Consider the following 22,330-nt stretch of genomic DNA (forward strand, 5'->3'; position numbering starts at 1 on the left):
CTTTGCAATGAATGTCTGGACGAAAAAATTCTAGACCCGCATCACTGCCCGTTTGTGTCTCGCGCCCTCATTCGCGGCATTGGCTTACAAGCCCAGTGTCGATGCCGGAAAGGCGGGCCGCCCCGCTCGCCATGACTCATCGATGGCTTCCCGCAACTCGCGCCGCGCACGCGGGTCGAAGCCGCTCACGCCGCGGCTGCGCTCGGGGTCGGTGCGGTGGGCGCACCACTCGGGCGTCCATATGGCACTGGGCACCGCATTGCTGCCTTCCGCGCGCACCGCGCGGCACTCGACGATGTGATCCCACATGCGGCGCCAGGGAACGAAGCGCGCATGAATACGTTCGACTACATCGAAGCGCTGTGCCAGCAGAACGAAGCGGCGGCCGGAGGCCGACCAGGCCTGAAGCGCCTCGATGCTCGCGCGCTCGCCCAAGGGCCAATCGGCAAAGTCGGGGTCGCTCAGGACCAGTTCCCTCCAGCCTTGCCGGGCCGCGGCGGAAAGCGCAGTCCGCACAAGCCCTTCGAAGGCTTCGCGGCCATCGAACCGGCCTTCGGGCAAGAGCGGCTCCGCCGTCGTACGTTCAATCGGCATGCAGCCACCCTGCCTCGCACCACTCGGCCAACAGCGCGAGCGCGCCGCTGCTTGCGCGCGCCAGTTCGCGCGGGCCGAGCGCGCGCTGGTCCGCCAACCTGCGCATCAGCGTTGCATCGGCGCCGCCGGCGCGAAAGCTCTCGCCGTTGATGTAGAGATGCCGCGCGTCGTAAAGCATGCGCGTGCGGCGGTCGAGCGCCACGCTGCGCAGCACGTTTGGCGCTTCAGTGCCCTCATCGAACCAGACATTGGCCTTGGGCTCGGTGAGCGATTCACCCAGCGCACGGTCGATGGCGTCGGGGTCGCGCAGCGCGGCATCGACGGCCTTGCGCGCAAAGGCCCGCAATGCGGCGGGCATGGCGGCCGGCGCATCGACGGCGGGCTGCGACGGATCGCGGTAGCGCGCCAGTTCGGCGGGGCCGGCGTCTTCCAGGGCTTCCGAATAGGCCTGCGCCATGCGCGCCAGCAGGTCGGCGCCAAGCTCGCCCGCGGCGGACGACCGCAAGCCGATGGAGCAGGTCATGCAGTCGTCGCCGACGGCCACGCCGTCATGCGCATAGCGCGGCGGCAGATAGAGCATGTCGCCCGGCTCGAGCACAAAGCTCTGCTCGGGCTCGAATTGCTCGAGGATCTTGAGCGGCACGCCCTGCTGCAGGCGCAAGTCGCTCTGCTTGCCGATCGACCAGCGCCGCGTGCCCTGCGCCTGCAGCAGAAACACGTCGTAGCTGTCGAAATGCGCGCCCACGCCGCCCTTGTCGCTGGCGTAGCTGATCATCAGGTCGTCCAGGCGCGCATCGGGCAGAAAGCGAAACTGCTGCAGCAGCGCGTGCACGCCGTCGTGATGCAGGTCAACGCCTTGCACCAGCAGCGTCCATTCGGGCTGCTTGAGCGGCGGCAGCGCGCGGCGCGCGAGCGGCCCGTGCTTGAGTGTCCAGCCGGTCTTGCCGTGTCGGATGAGGCGCGATTCCACGTCCTCGCGCTCGGCCAGGGCAAAGAGCGCGCTGCGCTCGATCGGTGGCACCATGCCGGGTATGGCCTGGCGCACGAGCAAGGGCTTTTTCTGCCAATACCGCCGCATGAACTGCGCGGCGCTCAGGCCGCCGAGCAACGGCAGCGGTTGTGTAATCTCCATGGGAGAATTCTGCAATGGAAATCTCTGAACAATGCGTGGTCGGCCTGACCTGGACGATGAAAGACACTTTGGGCGAAGTGCTCGACGTGCTCGATGAGCCCGTGGAATTCATGGTGGGGGGCGATGACCTCTTCGACGTGATCGAAGCCGCCCTGCAGGGCCATGAGCCCGGCGCCCGAGTGCAACTGCAGCTGGAGCCCGAGCAGGGCTTTGGCGACTTCAACGACCAGTTGCTCTTTCTCGAGCCCCGTTCGCTGTTTCCTGAAGGTACGGAAGAAGGCATGACCTTCGACGGCGCCGCTCTGCCCAAGGGCGTGAGCGAAGACATGCCCAAGGACGTGATCTACACCGTGGCCGAGATCTACCCCGACCACCTGGTGCTCGACGGCAACCATCCGCTCGCGGGCATTGCGATCCGCCTCGACATCACGGTGCGTTCGGTGCGCGAAGCCACCGAAGAAGAAGTCGGCAGCGGAACGGCAGGCACGGCCTTCTTCAAGGTGCCGCCGACCGCCCCCGGCAACGATCTGCTGCACTGAAACCGGCGAACGGGAAAGCCGCTGCAGCCAACAAAAAGCCGGGCACTGCCCGGCTTTTTGCTGCTCGTGAAAGCGCCCTGGAAAAACGGCCTACATGCGCGAGAGCTGGCCGTTGTCGATGCGAACGCGGTCGCCGATGCGCAGGTCGCCCGGATGCTGCACGTCGAACGCACGATAGCCGCCGCGGTCGGTTTGCACGGAGATGCGATAGCTCTCGTAGGCGCGGGGCCCGTTGTTCTGGGCTTCGATGGTGTTGCCCAGGAGCGCACCGCCCACAATGCCCAGCGCGGTGGCTGCGGCGCGGCCACTGCCATGGCCAAACTGATTGCCCACCACACCGCCGACGACACCGCCTGCCACCGCGCCACCGCCGGTGGTGCCGGTGCCCCGGGTTTCGCTGCGCAGCACTTCGATGTTGGCCACATGGCCGTATTCGACGTACGCCGCCTCCTGGTACGGAACGGCCTGCGGCGGTGCCTGGTAGGGATAGCGCGTCGTGTGATAGACCGGCGCGGGAGCGACGCAGGCCGTGAGCGTGGCAAGTGCCAGCACGGAAGCGCCGATGGAAACGAAGCGCGTTGAGATTTTCATGTTGATGGCTCCTCGGAAATAGCCGGTGCATCCGAATGCACCAAGCCTAAGCTTGTGTTTAACGCCTTTCCCGCAAGCGGGATGACGCCCGACACACACCGGCATGTAGGAGCGCACCGCGAGCTGGTGGGTTCCAATCTTTACTGGCCCGATACGATCCGGGCTACGAGGGGGTGGCCGGCAAGGCTGTCAGTGCTTGCCGGTCGACCCATAGCCGCCTTCGCCGCGTTGCGAGGCTGCAAATTCTGTGACCACGCGAAACTGCGCCTGCACCACCGGCACGATCACGAGCTGCGCGAGCCGCTCCATCGGCTGCAGCACAAAAGGCGTGTCGCTGCGGTTCCAGGCGCTGATCTTCAGCTCGCCCTGGTAGTCGCTGTCGATCAGGCCCACGAGGTTGCCCAGCACGATGCCGTGCTTGTGGCCGAGGCCCGAGCGCGGAAGGATCAGCGCGGCATAGGCTGGGTCGGCCAGGTGGATCGCGATGCCCGTGCCCACGAGCTGCCAGGCGTTGGGCTCCAGCGTGATCGGCGCATCGAGGCAGGCCCTGAGATCGAGCCCTGCGCTGCCGGGCGTGGCATAGGCGGGCAATTGATCCACCATGCGTGGATCGAGGATACGAACGTCTACTTTCACTTCTACTTGCCTTGCTTTTGTTGCTGTTCTCTTTGCTTGCGGGCGGCTTCCTCGAGCACCTGCTGCCACTTGGCGACGCCGGGCGTGAGCTTCAGGCCCTTGAACTTGCTGAAGAGCCAGAACGCAGCCCCTGCCAGCAAGACCAGCGCGAAAAACGGCACGCCGGCCGACCACAGCACCAAGAGCACCAGTCCGCCCACCGCGGCCATCACCTTGAGCGCCCCGGGCGTGAACGCGCCGGCCGGCGCGGCGGTGTCTTCGTTCGAAGCCGACCGCCGTTGCGCCGCCGCGGTGCCCTGCGCGCCCGGCGCGGGCGTGATGCCGACGTCCAGCCCATGGTCGCCGTCGTGCGCGGCCCGCTTGGGCAATGCGGCCTGGGCCGACAGCCGTTCCACGTAGCTGGCGAAATCGCCGTTCGGCGGCGTGTTCCATTGGGGATTCATCAGACGCTCCAGTCGGGCAGGCGTGCGGCAATCTCGGTCATGAGTTCGCGCGCCAGGGTGAGCTTGGGTGCGCGCGGCAACTCGCGGGTGCCGTTGGCATCCACCAGCAGCAGCGCATTGTCGTCCTGGCCGAAGGTCAGCGGGCCGATGTTGCCGACCAGGAGCGGAATCCCCTTGCGCTGGCGCTTGGCCTTGGCGTGCTCGGCCAGGTTTTCGCTTTCGGCCGCGAATCCCACGCAGAACAACTTGCGCGACTGGGCCCGCTCGCTCTTGGCCACCGCAAGCAGGATGTCGGCGTTCTCGACGAAATTCAGCACCGGCGTCTTGCCGCTGCCGTCCTTCTTGATCTTGTGTTCGCTGTGCGTGGCCGGGCGCCAGTCGGCCACAGCGGCTGTCGCTACAAAAATGCTAGCAGACTGCGCCGCGCGCAGGGTCGCCTCGAGCATGTCCTGCGCCGAGAGCACGTCGATGCGGCTCACGCCGCGGGGCGTCGGCAAATGCACCGGGCCGGCCACCAGCGTGACCTGGGCGCCGGCCTCGTGCGCGGCGCGCGCAATGGCAAAACCCATCTTGCCGGACGAATGGTTGGTAATGCCGCGTATCGGATCGAGCGGCTCGAAAGTAGGCCCGGCGGTCACAAGCAACTTGTGCCCCGCAAGAAGCTTGGGCGCGAAGAAAGCGGTGATGTCTTCGAGCAGCTGCGCCGGCTCCAGCATGCGGCCGTCGCCCGTCTCGCCGCAGGCCTGCCAGCCGCTGCCCACGCCGAGCACCGTGGCGCCGTCGGCCGACACCTGCATCAGGTTGCGCTGGGTGGCGGGGTGCGCCCACATTTCGCGGTTCATGGCCGGCGCAATCAGGAGCGGCACACGGTCCATCGGGCGGGCCAGGCACATCAGGCTCAGCAGGTCGTCGGCCCTGCCCTGCACCAGCCGCGCGATGAAGTCGGCGCTGCAGGGCGCGAGCACGATGGCATCGGCCTCGCGGCTCAGGTTGATGTGCGGCATGTTGTTGGGCTCGCGCGCGTCCCACTGCGAGGTGTAGACCGTGCGCCCCGAAAGCGCCTGCATCGTGACCGGCGTGATGAACTGCTCGGCCGCCTCGGTCATCACGACCTGGACGGTGGCGCCCGCCTTCACGAACAGGCGGCACAGCTCCGCCGACTTGTAGCAGGCGATACCACCGGTAAGGCCCAGGACGATGTGTTTGCCGGCGAGATCTTGCATGAGTCATATTGTTGCTCACATACCGACAAGATCAGGAATGGGATGGCCCTGCTCTGAAGGGACGCAAAGGGGACACCTATAATCGGAATTTCCCACTGCCCGGATCTATGGTCCGGAACTGGCATGACCAAATTTGTCTTCGTCACCGGTGGTGTCGTATCTTCCCTTGGCAAGGGAATCGCCTCCGCCTCCCTCGCCGCGATCCTCGAATCGCGCGGCCTCAAGGTCACCCTCATCAAGCTCGATCCGTACATCAATGTCGACCCCGGCACGATGTCACCGTTCCAGCATGGCGAAGTGTTCGTTACCGACGACGGCGCCGAAACCGACCTCGACCTCGGCCACTACGAGCGCTTCATCACCACGCGGATGCGCAAGGCCAACAACTTCACGACCGGCCAGATCTACAAGACCGTGCTCGAGAAAGAGCGCCGCGGCGACTACCTCGGCAAGACAGTGCAGGTGATCCCGCACATCACCAACGAAATCCAGGAATACATCAAGCGCGGCGCCGGCCTCGGCACCCCGCATGAGGTCGACGTGGCCATCGTCGAAATCGGCGGCACCGTGGGCGACATCGAATCGCTGCCCTTCCTGGAGGCTGTGCGCCAGATGAGCCTGCGCATGGGCCCGAACAACTCGGCCTTCGTGCACCTGAGCTACGTGCCCTGGATTGCCGCCGCCGGCGAGCTCAAGACCAAGCCCACGCAGCACACCGCCAAGGAACTGCGCGCCATCGGCATCCAGGCCGACGCGCTGCTGTGCCGCGCCGACCGCCCGATTCCCGACGACGAGCGCGCCAAGATCTCGCTGTTCTCGAACGTGCCCGAATGGGGCGTCATCTCGATGTGGGACGTGGACACCATCTACAAGGTGCCGCGCATGCTGCACGAGCAGGGCCTCGATGGCCTCATCTGCGACAAGCTGCGCATCAACACGCCGCCGGCCAAGCTCAACCGCTGGGACGAACTGGTCTACGAGGTCGAGCATCCGCAGCAGGAAGTGAGCATTGCCATGGTCGGCAAGTACGTCGACCTGTCGGACAGCTACAAGTCGCTGAACGAAGCACTGCGCCACGCCGGCATGAAGAACCATGCGCGCGTGAAGATCGACTACATCGACTCCGAAACCATTTCGCCGCAAGACGTATCGCGCCTTGCCAAGTACGACGCTATCCTGGTGCCCGGCGGTTTCGGCCAGCGCGGTGTCGAGGGCAAGATCTCGGCCGCCCGCTTTGCGCGCGAAGGCAAGGTGCCCTACCTCGGCATCTGCCTGGGCATGCAGGTGGCCACTATCGAGTACGCGCGCCACGTGGCAGGCCTGAAGAACGCCAACAGCACCGAGTTCGACCCCGAGACGCCCTGCCCCGTGATCGCGCTGATCACCGAGTGGAAGGACGCCGACGGCACCGTGAAGACGCGCAACGAAAAGTCCGACCTCGGCGGCACCATGCGCCTGGGCGCGCAAAGCTCCGACGTCTCGGCCGGCACGCTGGCCCACAGCATCTACGGCGACGTGGTGACCGAGCGCCACCGCCACCGCTACGAAGCCAACGTCAACTACCTGGACGAACTGCGCGCCGCAGGCCTGGTGATTTCCGCGCTCACGCAGCGCGAGCACCTGACCGAAATCGTCGAACTGCCGCAGGACGTCCACCCCTGGTACATGGGCGTGCAGTTCCACCCCGAATTCAAGTCGACCCCGTGGAGCGGCCACCCGCTCTTCAACGCCTTCATCAAGGCGGCGCTCGACCACAAGGCCCGCAGCGCGGGCGGCACAAAAAACCTGAAGGCAGTGGCATGAAACTCTGCGGATTCGACATCGGGCTGGACCAGCCCTTCTTCCTGATTGCGGGCCCCTGCGTGGTCGAATCCGAGCAACTGCAGATGGACACGGCCGGCACGCTGAAGGAAATCACTTCCTCGCTCGGCATTCCGTTCATCTTCAAGAGCAGCTTCGACAAGGCCAATCGATCTTCGGGCACCAGCTTTCGCGGCCCAGGCCGCGAAAAGGGCCTCGAAATCCTGGCCAAGGTGAAGCGCGAACTCGGCCTGCCGGTGCTGACCGACGTACACACCGAAGACGACATCACCGAGGCCGCCAAGGTGGTCGACGTGCTGCAGACGCCCGCCTTCCTGTGCCGCCAGACCGACTTCATTCGCGCGGTGGCGCAGTCGGGCAAGCCGGTGAACATCAAGAAGGGCCAGTTCCTTGCGCCGCACGACATGAAGAACGTGATCGACAAGGCGCGCGCGGCCGCCAAGGAAGCGGGCCTGCCCGAAGACAGCTTCATGGCCTGCGAGCGCGGCGCGAGCTTTGGTTACAACAACCTGGTGTCGGATATGCGTTCCCTCGCCATCATGCGCGAGACTGGCGCCCCCGTGGTGTTCGACGCCACGCACTCGGTGCAATTGCCGGGCGGCCAGGGCACGAGCTCGGGCGGCCAGCGCGAAATGGTGCCGGTGCTGTCGCGCGCGGCGGTGGCCGTGGGCGTGGCCGGCCTCTTCATGGAGACGCACCCCGATCCGGCCAAGGCACTGAGCGACGGCCCCAACGCAGTGCCGCTCAAGCACATGAAGGCCCTGCTCGAAACCCTGCTGGCGCTCGACCGGGTCACCAAGAAAAACGCATTTCTAGAGGATGTCTTTCAATCATGAGCAGTGGTTATGTCATCGCCCACGTCGAGGTCACCAACCCGGCGCAGTACGAGGAATACAAGAAATGGTCGAGTGCCGCCATGCAGGCGCACGGTGCCGAAGTGTGCGTGCGCGGCGGCCAGGTCGAAGTGCTCGAGGGCGACTGGTCGCCTTCGCGCATCGTCATCCTCAAGTTCCCCAGCTTCGAGAAGGCCAAGGCTTTCTATGAAACGCCCGAATACCTGAAGGCCCGCGAAGCGCGCGCCGGTGCCGCCGTCATGCGCATGGTCGCGGTCGAAGGCGTTTGATCATCTGAATTCGAGACTGCAAAGAAAGAGAAACGCATGAGTGCAATCGTAGACATCGTCGGCCGCGAAATCCTCGACAGCCGAGGCAACCCCACAGTCGAGTGCGACGTGCTGCTCGAATCCGGCACCATGGGCCGCGCGGCCGTGCCCTCGGGCGCATCGACCGGTTCGCGCGAAGCCATCGAGCTGCGCGACGGCGACAAGAAGCGCTATCTCGGCAAGGGCGTGCTCAAGGCGGTGGAGAACATCAACACCGAGATCTCGGAATCCGTGCTCGGCCTCGACGCGAGCGAACAGGCATTCCTCGACCGCACGATGATCGACCTGGACGGCACCGACAACAAGGGCCGCCTGGGCGCCAATGCGACGCTCGCCGTTTCGATGGCCGTGGCACGCGCCGCGGCCGAAGAGTCGGGCCTGCCGCTGTACCGCTATTTCGGCGGCATGGGCGGCATGCAGCTGCCGGTGCCGATGATGAACGTCATCAACGGCGGCGCGCACGCCAACAACAGCCTCGACCTGCAAGAGTTCATGATCATCCCCGTGGGCGCCCCGAGCTTCCGCGAAGCCGTGCGCTACGGCGCCGAGGTGTTCCATGCGCTCAAGAAGATCCTGGGCGATCGCGGCATCAGCACGGCGGTCGGCGACGAAGGCGGTTTCGCGCCCAGCGTCGAAAGCCATGAAGCGGCCATCCAGCTGATTCTCGAAGCCATCGACAAGGCCGGCTTCGTGGCGGGCGAGCAGATTGCGCTCGGCCTCGACTGCGCCGCCAGCGAGTTCTACAAGGACGGCAACTACGTGCTCTCCGGCGAGAACCTCACGCTGTCGGCCGGCAACTGGGCTGACATGCTGGCCACCTGGGTCGACAAGTACCCGATCATCAGCATCGAAGACGGCATGCATGAAGGCGACTGGGACGGCTGGAAGCTACTCACCGAGCGCCTGGGCAAGCGCGTGCAGCTGGTGGGCGACGACCTGTTCGTCACCAACACCAAGATCCTGCAGGAAGGCATCGACAAGGGCATTGCCAACTCGATCCTGATCAAGATCAACCAGATCGGCACGCTGACCGAAACCTTCGCCGCGATCGAGATGGCCAAGCGCGCCGGCTACACGGCCGTCATTTCGCACCGCTCGGGCGAAACCGAAGACAGCACCATCGCCGACATCGCGGTGGGCACCAACGCGGGCCAGATCAAGACCGGTTCGCTCTCGCGCTCCGACCGCATCGCCAAGTACAACCAGCTGCTGCGCATCGAGGAAGATCTCGGCGACATCGCCAGCTACCCTGGCCGCGGCGCGTTCTACAACCTGAAGTAGCGCTCGGCACCGCGGCATGCGCTCGCGCCTCGTTCCACCCATCGTGCTGTTGCTGCTGCTGGTCATCCTGCAGTGGCAGCTGTGGAACGGGCGCGGCAGCGTGCGCGATGTGTCGCAGCTCCAGACCAAGCTGGCCGCGCAGAAAGAGGCCAACGCCAAGGCCGCCGTCACCAACGAGCGGCTGGCTTCGGAGGTCAACGACCTCAAGGTCGGGCTCGAAATGGTCGAGGAGCGTGCCCGGCAGGAACTGGGCATGGTCAAGCCCAACGAAGTGTTCGTTCAAGTGACCCACTGAATATGGCCCCCACGCTCGGCACTGCGTGTCCTCGCTGCCCCCCGAGGGGGCCGCTCGCGCCTTGGGGCGGCCCGGCGGCGCTCGACGCCTGACTCCGCTGATGCCCGAGTTCTTCTCGGCCCCCGCCTTCGCGCTCTGGGGCTCTCCGGTCAGCTGGCTCGAACTCGTCGCAGCCGTCCTGGCGCTGGCCATGGTCGGCTGCAACATGCGCGAAATCCATTGGGGCTGGCCGCTCGCCATCGTCAGCTCGCTGCTTTACGTGGCGGTGTTTGCAGAGGCGCGAATCTATGGCGACGCCTCGCTCCAGGTGTTCTTCGCGGTCGTCGCGTTCTGGGGCTGGTTTCAATGGCTGCGGGGCCATCGCGCCGACGGCAGCGCATTGCGCGTCAGCCGGCTGTCGCCGCGCGGCATTGCTTTTGCGCTGATGGCCTGCGCGGTGGCGTGGCCGGCGGTCGCCCTCTTCCTGCACCGTTTCACCGACAGCGACGTGCCCTGGTGGGACGGCTTCGCCACCGGGCTCAGCCTGGTCGGCCAGTTCCTGCTCGGGCGCAAGTTCATCGAGAACTGGCTGGTGTGGCTGGCGGTGAACATCGTGAGCGTGGGCCTGTTCGTCCACAAGGGCCTGTGGCTCACCGTCGGGCTCTACGCGGTGTTCGCGGTGCTCAGCGTGGCGGGTTTTCTTGCATGGCGCTCGCGCATGCACGATGAGGCCGCGCGCGCATGACGCCCATGCTGCCGGCCGGATGCGTCATTGCACTGCTGGGCGCCGAGAGCACGGGCAAGACCGAGCTCGCCCGCGCGCTCGTGCAGCGCCTGCAGGAGCGCGGCATTGCAGCCACGCTGGTGGCGGAATACCTGCGCGAGTGGTGCGAACGCGAAGGCCGCACGCCTCGCCCCGATGAGCAACGCGCCATCGCCAACGAGCAAACGCGCCGCATCGACGCCGCGGCCGCCTCGGGCGTGGTGGTGGCCGACACCACGGCGCTCATGACCGCGGTGTACAGCGAGCAACTGTTCGGCGACACATCCCTTTACGCCGATGCGCTCGCTGCCCAGCGGCGCTATGCCATCACGCTGCTCACCGCGCTCGACATCCCCTGGGTTGCCGATGCGATGCGCGACGGCGACCACGCGCGCGAGCCGACGGACACGCTGGTGCGCGCGGCGTTGTCGGGCGCCGGGCTTTCATTCGCCGTGGTGCATGGCAGCGGCGGTGAAAGGCTCTCCAATGCCTGGAACGCCATCAACTCCATCGCCGGCAACGAAGGCCAGGACCGGGCACGAGGAAGCCGCGGCGACGCGAAACCCACCTCCTGGTCATGGCCTTGCGAGAAATGCTCCGACCCGGAATGCGAACATCGTCTGTTCAGCGACCTCCTTGGCCGCCGCGATAACCCGTCAAAACCCAACTCGGAGATCTGATGTTCCCGCTTGGTTTCTCTCGTCTTGCCCGTCTTCTTTGTCTCGCCGGCCCGGCCCTGCTGGCAGCCGGAACCGCTACGGCGGCGCCGGTTGCCGCCACCGTGGAAAACGCCACCACGACCACCGCCTGCGCCGAGGAAGACAACGTCTCGCTGGTGCTGCAGGGCGAAGGCATCCGGCGCATGCGCATCGAGGCGCTGCAGCCGGCATACCTGGACAGCATCGGCAAGGACATCACCGCGCCCGACTTTTCGGGCTGCAACTTCGACGGCGGTGCGCACCCCACCGATCCCGCGCACAAGTTCAAGCCGCGCCGCGTGGTACTGCTCGACGACGCGCAGTGGCGCATCGTCGGCATGACGCTGCCCAGCTTCTGGCGCCCGCAGCAGGTGCCGGTGCGCGTGGGCGCGCGCACCGACCGCGGCTTTCACCTGCTGCAGATCTTCCGCAAGGAAGAAGGCAAGGTGCTCGAGGCGCTGGTGCTCTACCCGGCAGACGGCTACTGGCGCATCAAGCCGCTGCCGGAAGAACGCTTCGGCGACGGCGTTTATGGCTCGTCGTTCCTGCTCGGCCCGGTCGAGCAAGACAGCCGGCCCGTGGTCGACATTGCATCGATCCGCATCGTGCCCAAGCCGCTGGCCATTCACCTGCGCTTTGCCAGGGGCGGCAGCGCCGTGGCCAAGGTGTCCGAAATCAGCCGCACGCGCACCGCGCTCGATGTCAGGCTTTCTTCGCCGACCGCCGATACACGGCCCTTTGCGGTGCTGCGCTCGATGTACGTTGCGGCCGACAATGCCGACGTGAGCGAGGTGCGGTGGCGGGAATCCCCCGATGCCGCAGAGCAGGTGCTGCCCCTGCCTGAAGTGAGGACGCTGAGCGGCACGCAGATGCGCTTCGGGCGCAGCCTGCCTTCGCGCCACAACACGAGTGCACCCGATATCTCGTTCAGCGATTTCGACGACGCGGTTCCGCGCTGATCGACGCGCCCGCTGGGCGCCTATGACTGGCAGCGCGGCCTAGCCGGCGCGCCGAACCTCGCTGGGCGTGGCACCAAGCACGCGGCGCATGCAGCGCGCCATGTGGCTCTGGTGCGCAAAGCCGCTTTCCAGCGCCACCTGGCTCGCAGCCATGCCGCTGCGCACCAGCAGGCCGCGCGCACGGTCGACGCGCCGGTGAACCACGTATTCATGCACCGGCAAGCCCGTGGAGCGCTTGAACTGCGTCTTCAGGTGCGATGCGCTCAGGCCCGCCACCTCGGCCAGCCTGGCCAGCGAAAGATCGCCCTCCAGGTGGGTTTCGATGTAGTCGGTCACGCGGCGCAGCTGCGGACGGGTGAGCCCCTGCACCGGTGCGGTTTCGTGCAGGCGGTGTCCGCCGAGCAGGTGCGCCGCCAACGCGGTGCCCAGGCTGTCCGCGTAGAGGGTGCCGTTGGGAAAGCCGGCGCGCCGTTCGGCGTCGAGCGCCCATGCAATGTGCTCGATGTGCGCATCGCGCAGCTGATGGCGCTCCGCCAGGCTCGCGCGGTCGGCCGGCAGGCCCATTTCCTCGGCGGTGCGCTGCAGCAGCGAGGGCGGCATGTGCACCACCAGCGACGTGCTGGCAGCGTCCTCGTGCCAGACGTCGGAGCTGCCGGCGGGCAGGATGTCGATGTCACCGCGCGTGTAGCGGAACTTGTGCAGCTTGCAAGCACCGTTGACGGGCGCGCCCGCATGCACCTTGATGCGGTGGTCGGGCACGGCCTCGAAGCCGACCACGCCGCCGGGCGTGTGGCGCACGTGCACGTTCAGATGGGTGTCGGAGGGGGCGCGATCGCTCATCGGGCAATTATCCGGCGTGCCGGCAAAGAATGCTCGCGCGCCTTCGTCCGTTCGTGCTGCACCGCGGCCGAATGTGCGCGACCGGGTCGGCCGCTTTCCGGATCATCCGCAGCCATGAATACAACCACTCAAGACTAGCGATCCATGGACTCCCCTGCGAACAACAAATACGCCGGCAAGAAGGCCGTCATTACCGGCGGCACCATCGGCATGGGCCTGGCCACCGCCCAGGCGCTGCTCGAAGGCGGCGCCGAAGTGCTCGTGACAGGCCTGAACCCGAAGAACCTCGAAGCCGCGCGCCGCGCCTTGGGGCCTCGTGCCCATGTCGTAGCCTCGGACACGGGCTCGCTGGCCGACATCGACGCACTCGCGGCGCTCGCCCGCGAAAAGCTCGGCCACATCGACCTGCTGCACATCAACGCGGGCATCTCGACGCTGGAGCCCTTCGAGCAGGTGACCGAAGCCGGCTACGACCGCGCTTTCGCGATCAACACCAAGGGCCCGTTCTTCACCGTGCAGCGCCTCGTGCCGCTGATGCGCGCGGGCGGCGCGATCGTCGTCACCTCGTCCATCGCGGACAAGGGCGGCATGCATGGCCTGAGCGTCTACAGCGCGACCAAGGCCGCACTGCGTTCCTTCGCCTCGGTCTTTGCGGCAGAGCTCGTGGGACGCGGCATTCGGGTCAACGTGGTGAGCCCCGGCTTCATCGACACGCCCACGCTCGGCATCGCCGATGCGACGGCAGAGGAGCGCGCCGAGTTCATCCGCCTGGGCGACCAGATCACGCCGATGCGGCGCCACGGCACGGCCGAAGAGGTGGCCCGCGCGGTGCTCTTCTTCGCCTTCGAGGCGACCTTCACGACCGGTGCGCGGCTCACGGTCGATGGCGGGCTGGGCCAGAACCTCACGCCGGCCGCGGCCTGAACTTGAATTGCAATCAAAAAGAAAGAACGAACGAACACATGACCGACGTTTCTCTCATCGGCCTCGGCCCCATGGGCATTGCGCTCGCGCGAGCGCTTCAACCCGGGCACACGCTCACGGTGTGGAACCGCACCGCCGAGCGCGCCAACCCCATCCTCAACCAAGGCACCGTGCTCGCGCCCAGCGCCCTTGCGGCTGTCCAGGCCAGCCCCGTGGTGCTGGTCTGCGTGGCCGACTATGCGGCGTCCCGGTCGATCCTGGCCACGCCCGGCGTCGCCGATGCGCTGCGCGGCAAGGTGCTGGTGCAGTTGAGCACCGGCACGCCGCAGGATGCACGCGACGACTGGGCCGCCCTGAGCGGCGTGGCCTACCTCGACGGAGCCCTGCTCGCCACGCCCGGCCAGATCGGCCGGCCCGACACGCCGCTTTTCATCTCCGGCGAAGAGCGCGCGCTGGCGAGCTGCCGGCCGGTGCTCGAAGCCATTGCAGGAAACATCCTGTACATGGGCGAGCCCATCGGCAACGCGGCGGCCTGGGACCTGGCCACGCTCTCGTGCATGTTCGGCGCCATGAGCGGGTTTTTCCACGGCGTGCGCATCTGCGAATCCGAAGGACTGAAGGTGAACGAGTTCTCGCAGATGATCGGCGCGATTTCTCCGGTGCTCGGCGAAATGATCGATGCCGAGGGACAAGCCGTCCACGCCGGCCGCTACGGCGAGCCCGAAAGCTCGATGGCCACCTGCGCGGGCTCCGGCCGGCTCTTCGTGAAGCAGGCGCGCGAGGCAAAGCTCGACGCGAGCTTTCCGGATTTCATGATGGGCTTGTTCGACCGCGCGCTGGGCGCAGGCTTTGCAAACGAGCGCCTGGCCGCGATGATCAAGGTGCTGCGGCAGCCCGCCTGAGCGAGCGCGACGAGCGCGAGGAAGGCCCCGCGACCTATTGCACCACGGGGCTCGCGGGCACCTGGTCGCCCGGCGGCGTGAATATCTGCGCCGTGTCGACCGCATCGAAGCGGTACTGCTTGCCGCAGAAGTCGCAGCCCACCTCGATGTCGCCGCGCTCGGCCAGAATTTCCTCGGCCTCCTGCACGCCCAAACCGCGGATCATCTGCGCCACGCGGTCGCGTCCGCAGGTGCAGGCAAAGTGCGGGCCGAGCAAGCCCATCTGCGGTTCGAAGCGCAGCAGTTTTTCTTCCCAGAACAGGCGGCGAAGAATGGTCTCGACGTCGAGCGTCAGCAGCTCGTCGCGCGTCAGGGTCGACGCCAGAATCGAGATGCGGTTGTAGTCCTCGTTGCGGCCGAGCTGGTCTTCGTTGGCCTGATCGTGGTCCTTGTCGGAAGTACCATCTGACGAACCTTCGAGATTGCCCTCGCCTTTGACCGGCAGGCGCTGGATCAACAGGCCCGCGGCCACCTTGTCGTCGGCCGCGAGCACCAGCGTGGTGTCGAGTTGCTCGCTCTGCAGCATGTAGTGCTGCAGCACGTCGCTCAGCTTGCCGAGCTTCTCGCCGTCGTCGTCGAAGAGCGGCACCACGCCCTGGTAGGGCGTCGTGCCCGGCAGCTTGTCCTTCGGGTCGAGCGTGATCGCGCAGCGGCCCTTGTTGTTCTCGTTGACCATGTCGGGCAGGCGCGCATCGGCCGGCAGCTCGCCGATGACCTTGGCGGTGGCACGCAGGCTCAGGTCGGGCTTGGCCTCGGCCACGGCCACCTTGACCGGGCCGTCGCCGAAGATCTGCAGGATCAACGAGCCGTTGAACTTGATGTTGGCCTGCATCAGCGTGGCCGCGGCGGTCATTTCGCCGAGCAGCTCGGCCACGGGCGGCGGATAGGCGCCGGTGGTGGTGTTGGAGGCGCGCCGCGCCAGGATTTCCTGCCACGCATCTGTCAGGCGCACGATCACGCCGCGCACCGGCAGGCCATCGAACAGGAATTTGTGCAGCTCGCTCAAAACGGATTTCTTTCGGTTGTGCCTGAATGGGGTCAGGCGATTTTTTTCAAGCCCTTCGCATAACGAACGGCGTTTGCTACGTAATGGTCGGAGCCGTGGCGCAAGCGGGCGGCATCTTCGTCGCTGATCGTGCGCATGACCTTGGCAGGCGAACCGAAGATCAGCGAGTTGTCGGGAAACTCCTTGCCTTCGGTCACGACGCTGCCGGCGCCGACAATCGAGTTGCGGCCGATCTTCGCGTTATTCAAGACCACGGCCTGGATGCCGATCAGCGAGTTGTCGCCGATGGTGCAGCCGTGCAGCATGACCTGGTGGCCGATGGTGACGTTCTCGCCGATGGTCAGGGGGCTGCCCGGGTCGGAATGCAGCATCGACATGTCCTGCACATTGCTGTTGCGGCCGATGGTCATGGTCTCGTTGTCCCCGCGCAGCACCGCGCCAAACCAGATGCTCGCGTTTTCACCCAACTTCACATTGCCGATCACTTCCGCGCTGTCGGCCACCCATGCGCCGGTGCCGAGTTGCGGCGCAACGCCGTCGAGTTCATAAAGGGCCATCGTGAAGGTCTCCGAGCGGGGCAAAAACTAGAATTGTAGGGATGCACCCCCGATTGAGCGCGTTGGCCGCGCTGCGACTGACCGACCCTGAAGCCAAGGTGGCTGCGACGCGCGCCACGGCTGCACTGGCAGCTACCGAATCCATAGCACTTGAACCCCTGCGGACCGAAGGGGACGATGTTGGCGTGCCGGGCCGCCCCGAACGGCCGGTGCGCGTGGCCGCCACCGCCGTGCAAAAGCGCTCGCCCTTCACGCCCGAAGGCCGCGCCGCGCTGATCCATTCGATCTGCCACATCGAGTTCAACGCCATCAACCTCGCGCTCGACGCGGTGTGGCGCTACGACGGCATGCCCGAGGCCTACTACCGCGACTGGCTCCGCGTGGCCGACGAGGAGGCCCAGCACTTCACGCTGCTGCATGCGCACCTGCAGGGCATTGGATACCGCTACGGCGACTTCCCCGGCCACGACGGGCTCTGGAGCATGTGCGAGAAGACCAAGGACGACGTGCTCGCGCGCATGGCGCTGGTGCCGCGCACGCTCGAGGCCCGCGGGCTCGACGCCACGCCGCTCATCCAGGCGAAGCTCAAGCGCGTCAACACGCCCGATGCGCTGCGCGCGGTAGAGATCCTCGACATCATCCTGCGCGATGAAGTTGGCCACGTGGCCATCGGCAACCGCTGGTACCGCTGGCTTTGCGAGCGCGCCGGCCGTGACCCGGAGCAGACCTACCCCGAGCTCGTGGCGCACTACGAAGCGCCTCGCCTGAAGCCGCCTTTCAACTTCGAGGCACGCGAACGCGCCGGCTTCAGCGCCGAAGAGATGCGCGCGCTGTCGGCCGGCGGCAAAACCGAATAGAAGAAGAGACAGGCCTACGCAGGCCTGGCGTGCACCACCAGCTTGGGCGCGAAGTTCTGCAGCACATCGCCGTTCTGGTTCAGGGTGCGGCAGCGCATCGTCACCATCGCGCGGCCGGGCTTGGAACGCGACGGGACGATTTCGACCACCTCGCCCTCCACATGCAGCACGTCGCCTGGCCGCGTGGGCTTGGGCCATTGCAGTTCGCCGCCTGAACCGATGATGCCGTCGGCCAATGGAATGCCGCTCTCCACCAGCAGCTTCATGGTAAGCGCCGCCGTGTGCCAGCCGCTCGCCGCGAGCCCACCGAAGAAGGTGTTCTTCGCGGCCTCTTCGTCGGTGTGGAAAGGCTGCGGATCGAACTGGAGCGCAAAGGCCTTGATCTGCGCCGCGTCCAGCGTGTGTTCGCCGCTGCGGAAACGATCGCCGACCGACAGGTCTTCGAGGTACAGCGCGCGCTTGGCGCCGGGGTCGTCAGGGGATGCCGCCATGAGGGTTCCTTGTAGTGCCTGCGCGCATTCTCCAACCTTCAGACGCGTTCGAGGATGGTGGCAATGCCCTGCCCGCCGCCAATGCATTGCGTGGCCAGCGCGTAGCGGCCCTTCTCGCGTGCCAGCAGGGCCGCGGCCTTGCCGGTGATGCGTGCACCCGTCGCGCCCAGTGGATGGCCGATGGCAAGCCCGCCGCCGTCGAGATTGACCTTGGCCGGATCGAGCCCCAGGTCGCGAATGCAGGCCAGCGCCTGCGACGAGAAGGCTTCATTGAGTTCGATCACATCAAGATCGGCGGCGCTCAGGCCCGCGCGTGCCAGCGCCTTGCGCGTCGCGGGAATCGGGCCGATGCCCATGATTGCGGGGTCTACGCCCACCGTTGCGAAGGACCTGATGCGGGCCAACGGCTGCAAGTTGTGCTTTGCGGCAAAGGCATCGCTGGTCACGAGAACGACCGCAGCGCCGTCGGTGAGCGGCGACGAGGTGCCGGCGGTTACCACGCCATCGGGGCGGAACGCCGGCTTCAGGCTCGCCAGCGCCTCGGCGGAGGTGCTCGGCCGAATGCAGCCGTCCGCATTGATCACGTCGCCGGATGCCAGCCGCACCGGCACGATCTCTCCTGTCAGGCGGCCCTCAGCGCGCGCGGCCGCGGCCTTGCGGTGCGACTCGACCGCAAAGGCCTCCTGGTCGGCGCGGCTCACGTTCCAGCGCTGCGCAACGTTCTCGGCCGTCTCGCCCATCGAGATGTAGGCGTCGGTGCTTTCCTTCAGCTCGGGGTTGGGAGAGAAGTTGAAGCCGCCCTGCGGCACCATCGTCATCGACTCCACCCCCACGCACAAAAAGGCCTCGCCCATGCCCGCTTCAATCTGCGCCGCGGCAATGTGCACGGCCTGCATCGACGAGCCGCAGAAGCGGTTCACCGTCATGCCGCCCACCTCGTGCGGCAGCCCCGCCAGCAACCCGACGATGCGCGCAAGGTTGTTGCCCTGCGAGGCTTCAGGGTAGGCGCAGCCGAGGACGATGTCTTCGAGCACCGCCGGGTCGAGGTCGGTGCGCTGCAGCAGTCCGCGCACCACACCCGCGGCCAGCGTGTCGGGGCGAACCTCAGCAAGTGCGCCCTTCTTGGCGAAGTGGAACGGCGAGCGGGCATAGGCGGAAATGACGGCTTTCATGAAAATGCTCCTTGTGTCAAACCTACCATCCAATCGGTAGGCAACAGGGTCAAAAAATAAGCACGTCGATGCGTGCCTGCGATCCACCCGGCGTCAACCGGGCAATGAACTCTTGAGCTGCGCGATGGCTTCGTCGAAGTCTTCGGCGCGGCCCGTCATGCGCGACGCGAGCAGCGCGCCCTGGCACACCGAGAACACATAGGCCGCCAGCGATGCCGCCGATGCGCCCTTCTTGTGCCCGGCCGGAGCCAGCGCGCCGAGCACGCCGGTGAGCCACAGCACCTGCGTGTTGCGCAACTCCTGCACGGCCTGGCGCAGTTCGTCGTTGATGCAGTCCCAGCCGGGCGTCAATGCCCCTGCCGGGCACATGCCCGAGCCCGCCTTGAGCGTGTTGCGGTACATGCGGAAATAGGATTCGAGCGCGTCCTTCGGCGCTCGCACTCTTGCGGCTTCCCAGTTCTTGAAAAGCTGCGTGGCTTCGCGGATCACCGCAATGCCCAGCGCTTCCTTGGTGGGAAAGTGGTGGTACAGGCTCGCCTTGCGAATGCCGACCGCATCGGCCACGTCCTGGAAGCTGAAGCCCAGGTAGGAGCGCGTTTCGATCAATGAGCGCGCCACCGCGAGGATCTGCTCGCGGGTGCTGCCGGTGGCAAGGGCTGTGGCGCTGGACATCTACCTACTATAAGGTAGGGAACAACGGTCCTGCAAGCGACAGGGTCAATCGGCCTTAATGTTCGCCGCCTTGATGATCCGCCCGTTGCTCTCGAATTCCGAGGCAATTTCCTTCGCAAAGGCGGCCGGCGTGCCGCCGGTGGGCACGTTGTCGGTGGCCGTGAGCTTGGCGCGCAGTTCGGGGCTGGCCAGTGCCTTGTTGATCTCGGCGTTGTACTTCGCAATCAAAGCAGGCGGCGTTGCCGCGGGCGCGAACACGCCGAACAGCGAGTTGATGTTTGCGGCGTTGTAGCCAAGCTCGCCCAGCGTGGGCACCTGCGGCAGGCTCTCGAGCCGCGCGGGTGCGCCCACCGCCAGCGGACGCAGCTTGCCCGACTGGATGTGCGACGAAAGCGTGGGGCTCGCGTTGGTCGAAAGAATTTCGAACTGCCCGCCCAGCGCATCGTTGAGCTGCTGGCCGCCGCCCTTATAGGGCACGTGCGTGATGTCCACGCCCGCGGCCGCCCCTACCTGCTCCAGCACGATGTGGCCGAGCGACGCCGGGCCCGAAGTGGCCCAGCGCACGGCGCCCGGCTGTGCCTTGGCATCGGCGATGAGCGCACGGAAATCCTTCGACTTGCTGGCGGGCGTGGCAATCAGCAGCACCGGCGAATACATCACGCTCGAAACGGGCGCGATGTCTTTCAGCGGATCGAACGGCAGCTTGCCCAGATGCGGGCTCAGCACCAGCGGGCTGATGGCCGAGAAGCCGAGCGTGGCGCCGTCGGGCGCGGCCTTGGCCACGGCGTCCATGCCGATGGCACCGCTGGCGCCGGCGCGGTTTTCCACCACCACCGTGGTGCCCAGTTGGGCAGCAAGCTTGTCGCCGAGCGCGCGCGCCACCACGTCGCTGACGCCGCCCGCGGGGTACGCCACGATGAGTCGGATGGTCTTGGGAACGGTTTGCGCCTGTGCGCCCGCGGCGGCGGCGCAACAAAGCGCCAAGGTGGCAAATAGCCGCGACGGCTTGAACGAAAAATGCATATCGGGTCCGGAAAAAATCATGGCTGTCGGTCTGAAGAGACCGCCGATTCTGAATCAATGCGCAGCAGCGTGAGCGCGTTGCCCACGGCCTCGCCGCCTGCCGTGTTGTCGAAAATGCACCAGCACGCTGCGCCGTCTTCACGCGCCTGCCGCAGCCGCTTTGCAAGCCGCACAAGGAGCGCGTTGTCGTAAGCCGACCAATACCGCCGTGGCGAGCCGTGCAGGCGCAGGTACGCCAGCGCCGGCCATCCGCCCGGCGCCGCCGCCTCGTCGAACAGGACCGGATCGGCCAGCACGCGGCCCACCTGGAACTGCGACAGCAACGCGTCCACCTGCGGCGTGAACCAGCTGCGATGCCGCGGCTCGAGCACAACCGCGCCCCGGTGCCGCCGCCGCAGCGCCGAAAGAAAACGCTTCACCGCGCCGGCATCGAAAGGCAGGCTGGGCGGAAGCTGCACGACGAGGCAGCCGAGCTTGGCGCCCAATCCACCGGCCTGTTCGAGAAAAGCATCGAACTCCGGCATGGCATCGAGCAGCCGTCTCTCGTGCGTGATGGATTGCGGCAGCTTGACCGCAAAGCGAAAGCCCTCTGGCGTGCTCGCGGCCCAGCGCTCGTAGGTTTCGCGCCGGTGCGGCCGGTAGAACGAGGTGTCGATTTCCACCGCATCGAAGCGTTGGGCATAGCGCTCCAGGTGCGAGCCGGCGGCTGGAAACTCCGGCCACAACGCACGCGGCAGGCTCCAGCCGGCGCAACCGATGTGCAGTGGCGGTAGCAGCATCGCGCGGTCCATTCGCCCGGCCCTCAGCCCCGCGGATGATGCTGGGAATGCAGCTGCTTGAGCCGCTCGCGCGCCACGTGCGTGTAGATGGTCGTCGTCGAAATATCGGCATGGCCCAGCAGCAGCTGCACCGCGCGCAGGTCGGCGCCATGGTTCAGCAGGTGGGTGGCAAACGCATGGCGCAAGGTGTGCGGCGACAGCGGCACGTGAATGCCCGCGGCCGCGGCCTGCTTCTTCACGATGACCCAGAACATCACGCGCGTCATGCCCGCGCCGCGCGAGGTCACGAACAGGTCGGGCGTCTGCTGCCCATCGAGGATGACGGGCCGCGACTCCTCCAGGTAGCGCTCGATCCAGTGTCGCGCCTCGCCGCCGAACGGCACCAGGCGTTCCTTGTTGCCCTTGCCCAACACGCGCAGCACGCCGTCGTTCAGGCTCATGTCGATGGCCTTGAGCGCAACGAGTTCGCTCACGCGCAGCCCGCTCGCATACATCAGCTCGAGCATGGCGCGGTCGCGCAACCCGAGGGGCGTTTCCACATCGGGCGCGGCCAGCAGGTCGTCCACCTGCTTTTCCGACAGGGTCTTGATGGCACGCGGCATCTGCCGTGCCGGCGCGAGCCGCAGGCTGGGGTCGGCCGAAATGCGCCGCTCGCGCAATGCCCAGCGGTAATAGCGCTTGAACACGGTCAGCCGCCGGTTGGCCGACGTGGCCTTGCCCTTGGTGGAAAGGCGCACGCCCATGTAGGCCTGCAGGTCGTTTTCCTTCGCGGTGTCGAGCGCCGCGCCGCTGCGTTCCTTGCGAAGCCACTGCGCGAACAATGCCAAGTCGCGGCGGTAGGCGGCGAGCGTGTTCTTCGACAGCCCGTCCTCCAGCCAGAGGGCATCGATGAAGTCGTCGATTTCAGGGGTTTGTACGGCGGCCGCCTCGGTCATGCTCGCAAGATATCAAA

Annotated in this window: 27 protein-coding genes; 12 read left to right on the forward strand and 15 right to left on the reverse strand. The window is 66.4% G+C overall.

Annotated elements, in window-relative coordinates; all coding sequences use genetic code 11:
• Nucleotides 1-84 precede the first annotated feature (84 nt).
• Together V9K97_RS12365 and V9K97_RS12370 are read right to left on the reverse strand one after the other, a co-directional pair.
• Nucleotides 85-594 carry a hypothetical protein gene (locus V9K97_RS12365; protein ID WP_337318350.1) on the reverse strand — a complete coding sequence of 170 codons (510 nt, stop codon included), beginning with the start codon at nucleotides 592-594 and terminating at the stop codon, nucleotides 85-87.
• On the reverse strand, nucleotides 584-1,726 hold the full coding sequence (locus V9K97_RS12370) for a JmjC domain-containing protein (protein WP_337318352.1): 1,143 nt from the start codon (nucleotides 1,724-1,726) through the stop codon (nucleotides 584-586). The genes V9K97_RS12365 and V9K97_RS12370 overlap by 11 nt, the downstream gene beginning before the upstream one ends.
• Before the next feature lie 14 nt (nucleotides 1,727-1,740).
• Here V9K97_RS12370 and V9K97_RS12375 point away from each other — a divergent pair, with 14 nt between their 5' ends.
• On the forward strand, nucleotides 1,741-2,265 hold the full coding sequence (locus V9K97_RS12375) for an FKBP-type peptidyl-prolyl cis-trans isomerase (RefSeq protein ID WP_258507792.1): 525 nt from the start codon (nucleotides 1,741-1,743) through the stop codon (nucleotides 2,263-2,265).
• 90 nt (nucleotides 2,266-2,355) lie between these two features.
• Here the strand turns inward: V9K97_RS12375 and V9K97_RS12380 are convergent, their stop codons facing one another.
• The 4 genes from V9K97_RS12380 to coaBC all read right to left on the reverse strand — a co-directional run bounded on the left by V9K97_RS12380 (nucleotide 2,356) and on the right by coaBC (nucleotide 5,158).
• On the reverse strand, nucleotides 2,356-2,856 hold the full coding sequence (locus tag V9K97_RS12380) for a glycine zipper 2TM domain-containing protein (protein WP_126748983.1): 501 nt from the start codon (nucleotides 2,854-2,856) through the stop codon (nucleotides 2,356-2,358).
• Between the two features lie 189 nt (nucleotides 2,857-3,045).
• Nucleotides 3,046-3,492 (reverse strand): dUTP diphosphatase, encoded by a 447-nt coding sequence (gene dut, locus V9K97_RS12385; protein ID WP_021008098.1) that lies wholly within the window; start codon nucleotides 3,490-3,492, stop codon nucleotides 3,046-3,048.
• 2 nt (nucleotides 3,493-3,494) lie between these two features.
• The gene (locus V9K97_RS12390; RefSeq protein ID WP_258507795.1) at nucleotides 3,495-3,935 is read right to left on the reverse strand and encodes a hypothetical protein; all 441 of its coding nucleotides are present in this window, start codon (nucleotides 3,933-3,935) and stop codon (nucleotides 3,495-3,497) included.
• On the reverse strand, nucleotides 3,935-5,158 hold the full coding sequence (gene coaBC / locus V9K97_RS12395) for a bifunctional phosphopantothenoylcysteine decarboxylase/phosphopantothenate--cysteine ligase CoaBC (protein ID WP_337318354.1): 1,224 nt from the start codon (nucleotides 5,156-5,158) through the stop codon (nucleotides 3,935-3,937). The genes V9K97_RS12390 and coaBC overlap by 1 nt, the downstream gene beginning before the upstream one ends.
• Before the next feature lie 123 nt (nucleotides 5,159-5,281).
• Between coaBC and V9K97_RS12400 the strand changes: the two genes are divergently transcribed.
• The 8 genes from V9K97_RS12400 to V9K97_RS12435 all read left to right on the forward strand — a co-directional run bounded on the left by V9K97_RS12400 (nucleotide 5,282) and on the right by V9K97_RS12435 (nucleotide 12,116).
• On the forward strand, nucleotides 5,282-6,961 hold the full coding sequence (locus V9K97_RS12400) for a CTP synthase (RefSeq protein WP_157614687.1): 1,680 nt from the start codon (nucleotides 5,282-5,284) through the stop codon (nucleotides 6,959-6,961).
• Entirely contained in the window at nucleotides 6,958-7,815 is an 858-nt protein-coding gene (kdsA, locus tag V9K97_RS12405; RefSeq protein WP_258507805.1) for a 3-deoxy-8-phosphooctulonate synthase, read from the forward strand. Before V9K97_RS12400 ends, kdsA begins: the two co-directional genes overlap by 4 nt.
• The gene (locus V9K97_RS12410; protein WP_258507807.1) at nucleotides 7,812-8,102 is read left to right on the forward strand and encodes a DUF1330 domain-containing protein; all 291 of its coding nucleotides are present in this window, start codon (nucleotides 7,812-7,814) and stop codon (nucleotides 8,100-8,102) included. Before kdsA ends, V9K97_RS12410 begins: the two co-directional genes overlap by 4 nt.
• A gap of 36 nt (nucleotides 8,103-8,138) precedes the next feature.
• Nucleotides 8,139-9,422 carry a phosphopyruvate hydratase gene (gene eno, locus V9K97_RS12415; RefSeq protein ID WP_012748543.1) on the forward strand — a complete coding sequence of 428 codons (1,284 nt, stop codon included), beginning with the start codon at nucleotides 8,139-8,141 and terminating at the stop codon, nucleotides 9,420-9,422.
• A 16-nt stretch (nucleotides 9,423-9,438) separates the two neighbouring features.
• Nucleotides 9,439-9,717, forward strand: coding sequence for a cell division protein FtsB (gene ftsB, locus V9K97_RS12420; RefSeq protein WP_126748976.1), 279 nt, complete (start codon nucleotides 9,439-9,441; stop codon nucleotides 9,715-9,717).
• 100 nt (nucleotides 9,718-9,817) lie between these two features.
• Nucleotides 9,818-10,441, forward strand: a complete 624-nt coding sequence (gene pnuC, locus V9K97_RS12425) for a nicotinamide riboside transporter PnuC (protein WP_337296192.1) — start codon at nucleotides 9,818-9,820, stop codon at nucleotides 10,439-10,441.
• A complete protein-coding gene (locus V9K97_RS12430; protein WP_337318355.1) occupies nucleotides 10,438-11,139 on the forward strand; it encodes an ATP-binding protein in 702 nt (233 codons plus the stop codon). Before pnuC ends, V9K97_RS12430 begins: the two co-directional genes overlap by 4 nt.
• Nucleotides 11,139-12,116 carry a hypothetical protein gene (locus V9K97_RS12435; RefSeq protein ID WP_337318357.1) on the forward strand — a complete coding sequence of 326 codons (978 nt, stop codon included), beginning with the start codon at nucleotides 11,139-11,141 and terminating at the stop codon, nucleotides 12,114-12,116. The genes V9K97_RS12430 and V9K97_RS12435 overlap by 1 nt, the downstream gene beginning before the upstream one ends.
• A gap of 39 nt (nucleotides 12,117-12,155) precedes the next feature.
• Here the strand turns inward: V9K97_RS12435 and V9K97_RS12440 are convergent, their stop codons facing one another.
• The gene (locus tag V9K97_RS12440; RefSeq protein WP_258507824.1) at nucleotides 12,156-12,956 is read right to left on the reverse strand and encodes an AraC family transcriptional regulator; all 801 of its coding nucleotides are present in this window, start codon (nucleotides 12,954-12,956) and stop codon (nucleotides 12,156-12,158) included.
• Between the two features lie 144 nt (nucleotides 12,957-13,100).
• Here V9K97_RS12440 and V9K97_RS12445 point away from each other — a divergent pair, with 144 nt between their 5' ends.
• Both V9K97_RS12445 and V9K97_RS12450 read left to right on the forward strand, forming a co-directional pair.
• The gene (locus tag V9K97_RS12445; RefSeq protein ID WP_337318359.1) at nucleotides 13,101-13,880 is read left to right on the forward strand and encodes an SDR family oxidoreductase; all 780 of its coding nucleotides are present in this window, start codon (nucleotides 13,101-13,103) and stop codon (nucleotides 13,878-13,880) included.
• A 38-nt stretch (nucleotides 13,881-13,918) separates the two neighbouring features.
• Nucleotides 13,919-14,782, forward strand: a complete 864-nt coding sequence (locus V9K97_RS12450; protein ID WP_337318361.1) for an NAD(P)-dependent oxidoreductase — start codon at nucleotides 13,919-13,921, stop codon at nucleotides 14,780-14,782.
• Nucleotides 14,783-14,816: 34 nt separating this feature from the next.
• On the opposite strand, the gene hslO is transcribed toward V9K97_RS12450, so the two are convergent.
• Both hslO and V9K97_RS12460 read right to left on the reverse strand, forming a co-directional pair.
• Nucleotides 14,817-15,827, reverse strand: coding sequence for an Hsp33 family molecular chaperone HslO (hslO, locus tag V9K97_RS12455; protein WP_337318362.1), 1,011 nt, complete (start codon nucleotides 15,825-15,827; stop codon nucleotides 14,817-14,819).
• Between the two features lie 32 nt (nucleotides 15,828-15,859).
• Nucleotides 15,860-16,384: a gamma carbonic anhydrase family protein gene (locus V9K97_RS12460; RefSeq protein ID WP_337296186.1), complete on the reverse strand. Its 525-nt coding sequence runs from the start codon at nucleotides 16,382-16,384 to the stop codon at nucleotides 15,860-15,862.
• 41 nt (nucleotides 16,385-16,425) lie between these two features.
• Between V9K97_RS12460 and V9K97_RS12465 the strand changes: the two genes are divergently transcribed.
• Nucleotides 16,426-17,241 (forward strand): ferritin-like domain-containing protein, encoded by an 816-nt coding sequence (locus tag V9K97_RS12465; RefSeq protein ID WP_337318364.1) that lies wholly within the window; start codon nucleotides 16,426-16,428, stop codon nucleotides 17,239-17,241.
• Nucleotides 17,242-17,255: 14 nt separating this feature from the next.
• On the opposite strand, the gene V9K97_RS12470 is transcribed toward V9K97_RS12465, so the two are convergent.
• The 6 genes from V9K97_RS12470 to xerD all read right to left on the reverse strand — a co-directional run bounded on the left by V9K97_RS12470 (nucleotide 17,256) and on the right by xerD (nucleotide 22,313).
• On the reverse strand, nucleotides 17,256-17,732 hold the full coding sequence (locus tag V9K97_RS12470; RefSeq protein WP_337318366.1) for a MaoC family dehydratase: 477 nt from the start codon (nucleotides 17,730-17,732) through the stop codon (nucleotides 17,256-17,258).
• 38 nt (nucleotides 17,733-17,770) lie between these two features.
• Entirely contained in the window at nucleotides 17,771-18,904 is a 1,134-nt protein-coding gene (locus V9K97_RS12475; protein ID WP_337318368.1) for a thiolase family protein, read from the reverse strand.
• 93 nt (nucleotides 18,905-18,997) lie between these two features.
• On the reverse strand, nucleotides 18,998-19,576 hold the full coding sequence (locus V9K97_RS12480) for a TetR/AcrR family transcriptional regulator (RefSeq protein WP_337318370.1): 579 nt from the start codon (nucleotides 19,574-19,576) through the stop codon (nucleotides 18,998-19,000).
• Nucleotides 19,577-19,621: 45 nt separating this feature from the next.
• On the reverse strand, nucleotides 19,622-20,599 hold the full coding sequence (locus V9K97_RS12485; RefSeq protein WP_337318372.1) for a Bug family tripartite tricarboxylate transporter substrate binding protein: 978 nt from the start codon (nucleotides 20,597-20,599) through the stop codon (nucleotides 19,622-19,624).
• 17 nt (nucleotides 20,600-20,616) lie between these two features.
• Nucleotides 20,617-21,378 carry a DUF72 domain-containing protein gene (locus tag V9K97_RS12490; protein WP_337318374.1) on the reverse strand — a complete coding sequence of 254 codons (762 nt, stop codon included), beginning with the start codon at nucleotides 21,376-21,378 and terminating at the stop codon, nucleotides 20,617-20,619.
• Nucleotides 21,379-21,401: 23 nt separating this feature from the next.
• Nucleotides 21,402-22,313 (reverse strand): site-specific tyrosine recombinase XerD, encoded by a 912-nt coding sequence (xerD, locus tag V9K97_RS12495; protein ID WP_337318376.1) that lies wholly within the window; start codon nucleotides 22,311-22,313, stop codon nucleotides 21,402-21,404.
• Between the last annotated feature and the right edge of the window lie 17 nt (nucleotides 22,314-22,330).

The organism is Variovorax sp. CCNWLW186 (assembly GCF_037203865.1).
Classification (GTDB): Bacteria; Pseudomonadota; Gammaproteobacteria; order Burkholderiales; family Burkholderiaceae_C; genus Variovorax.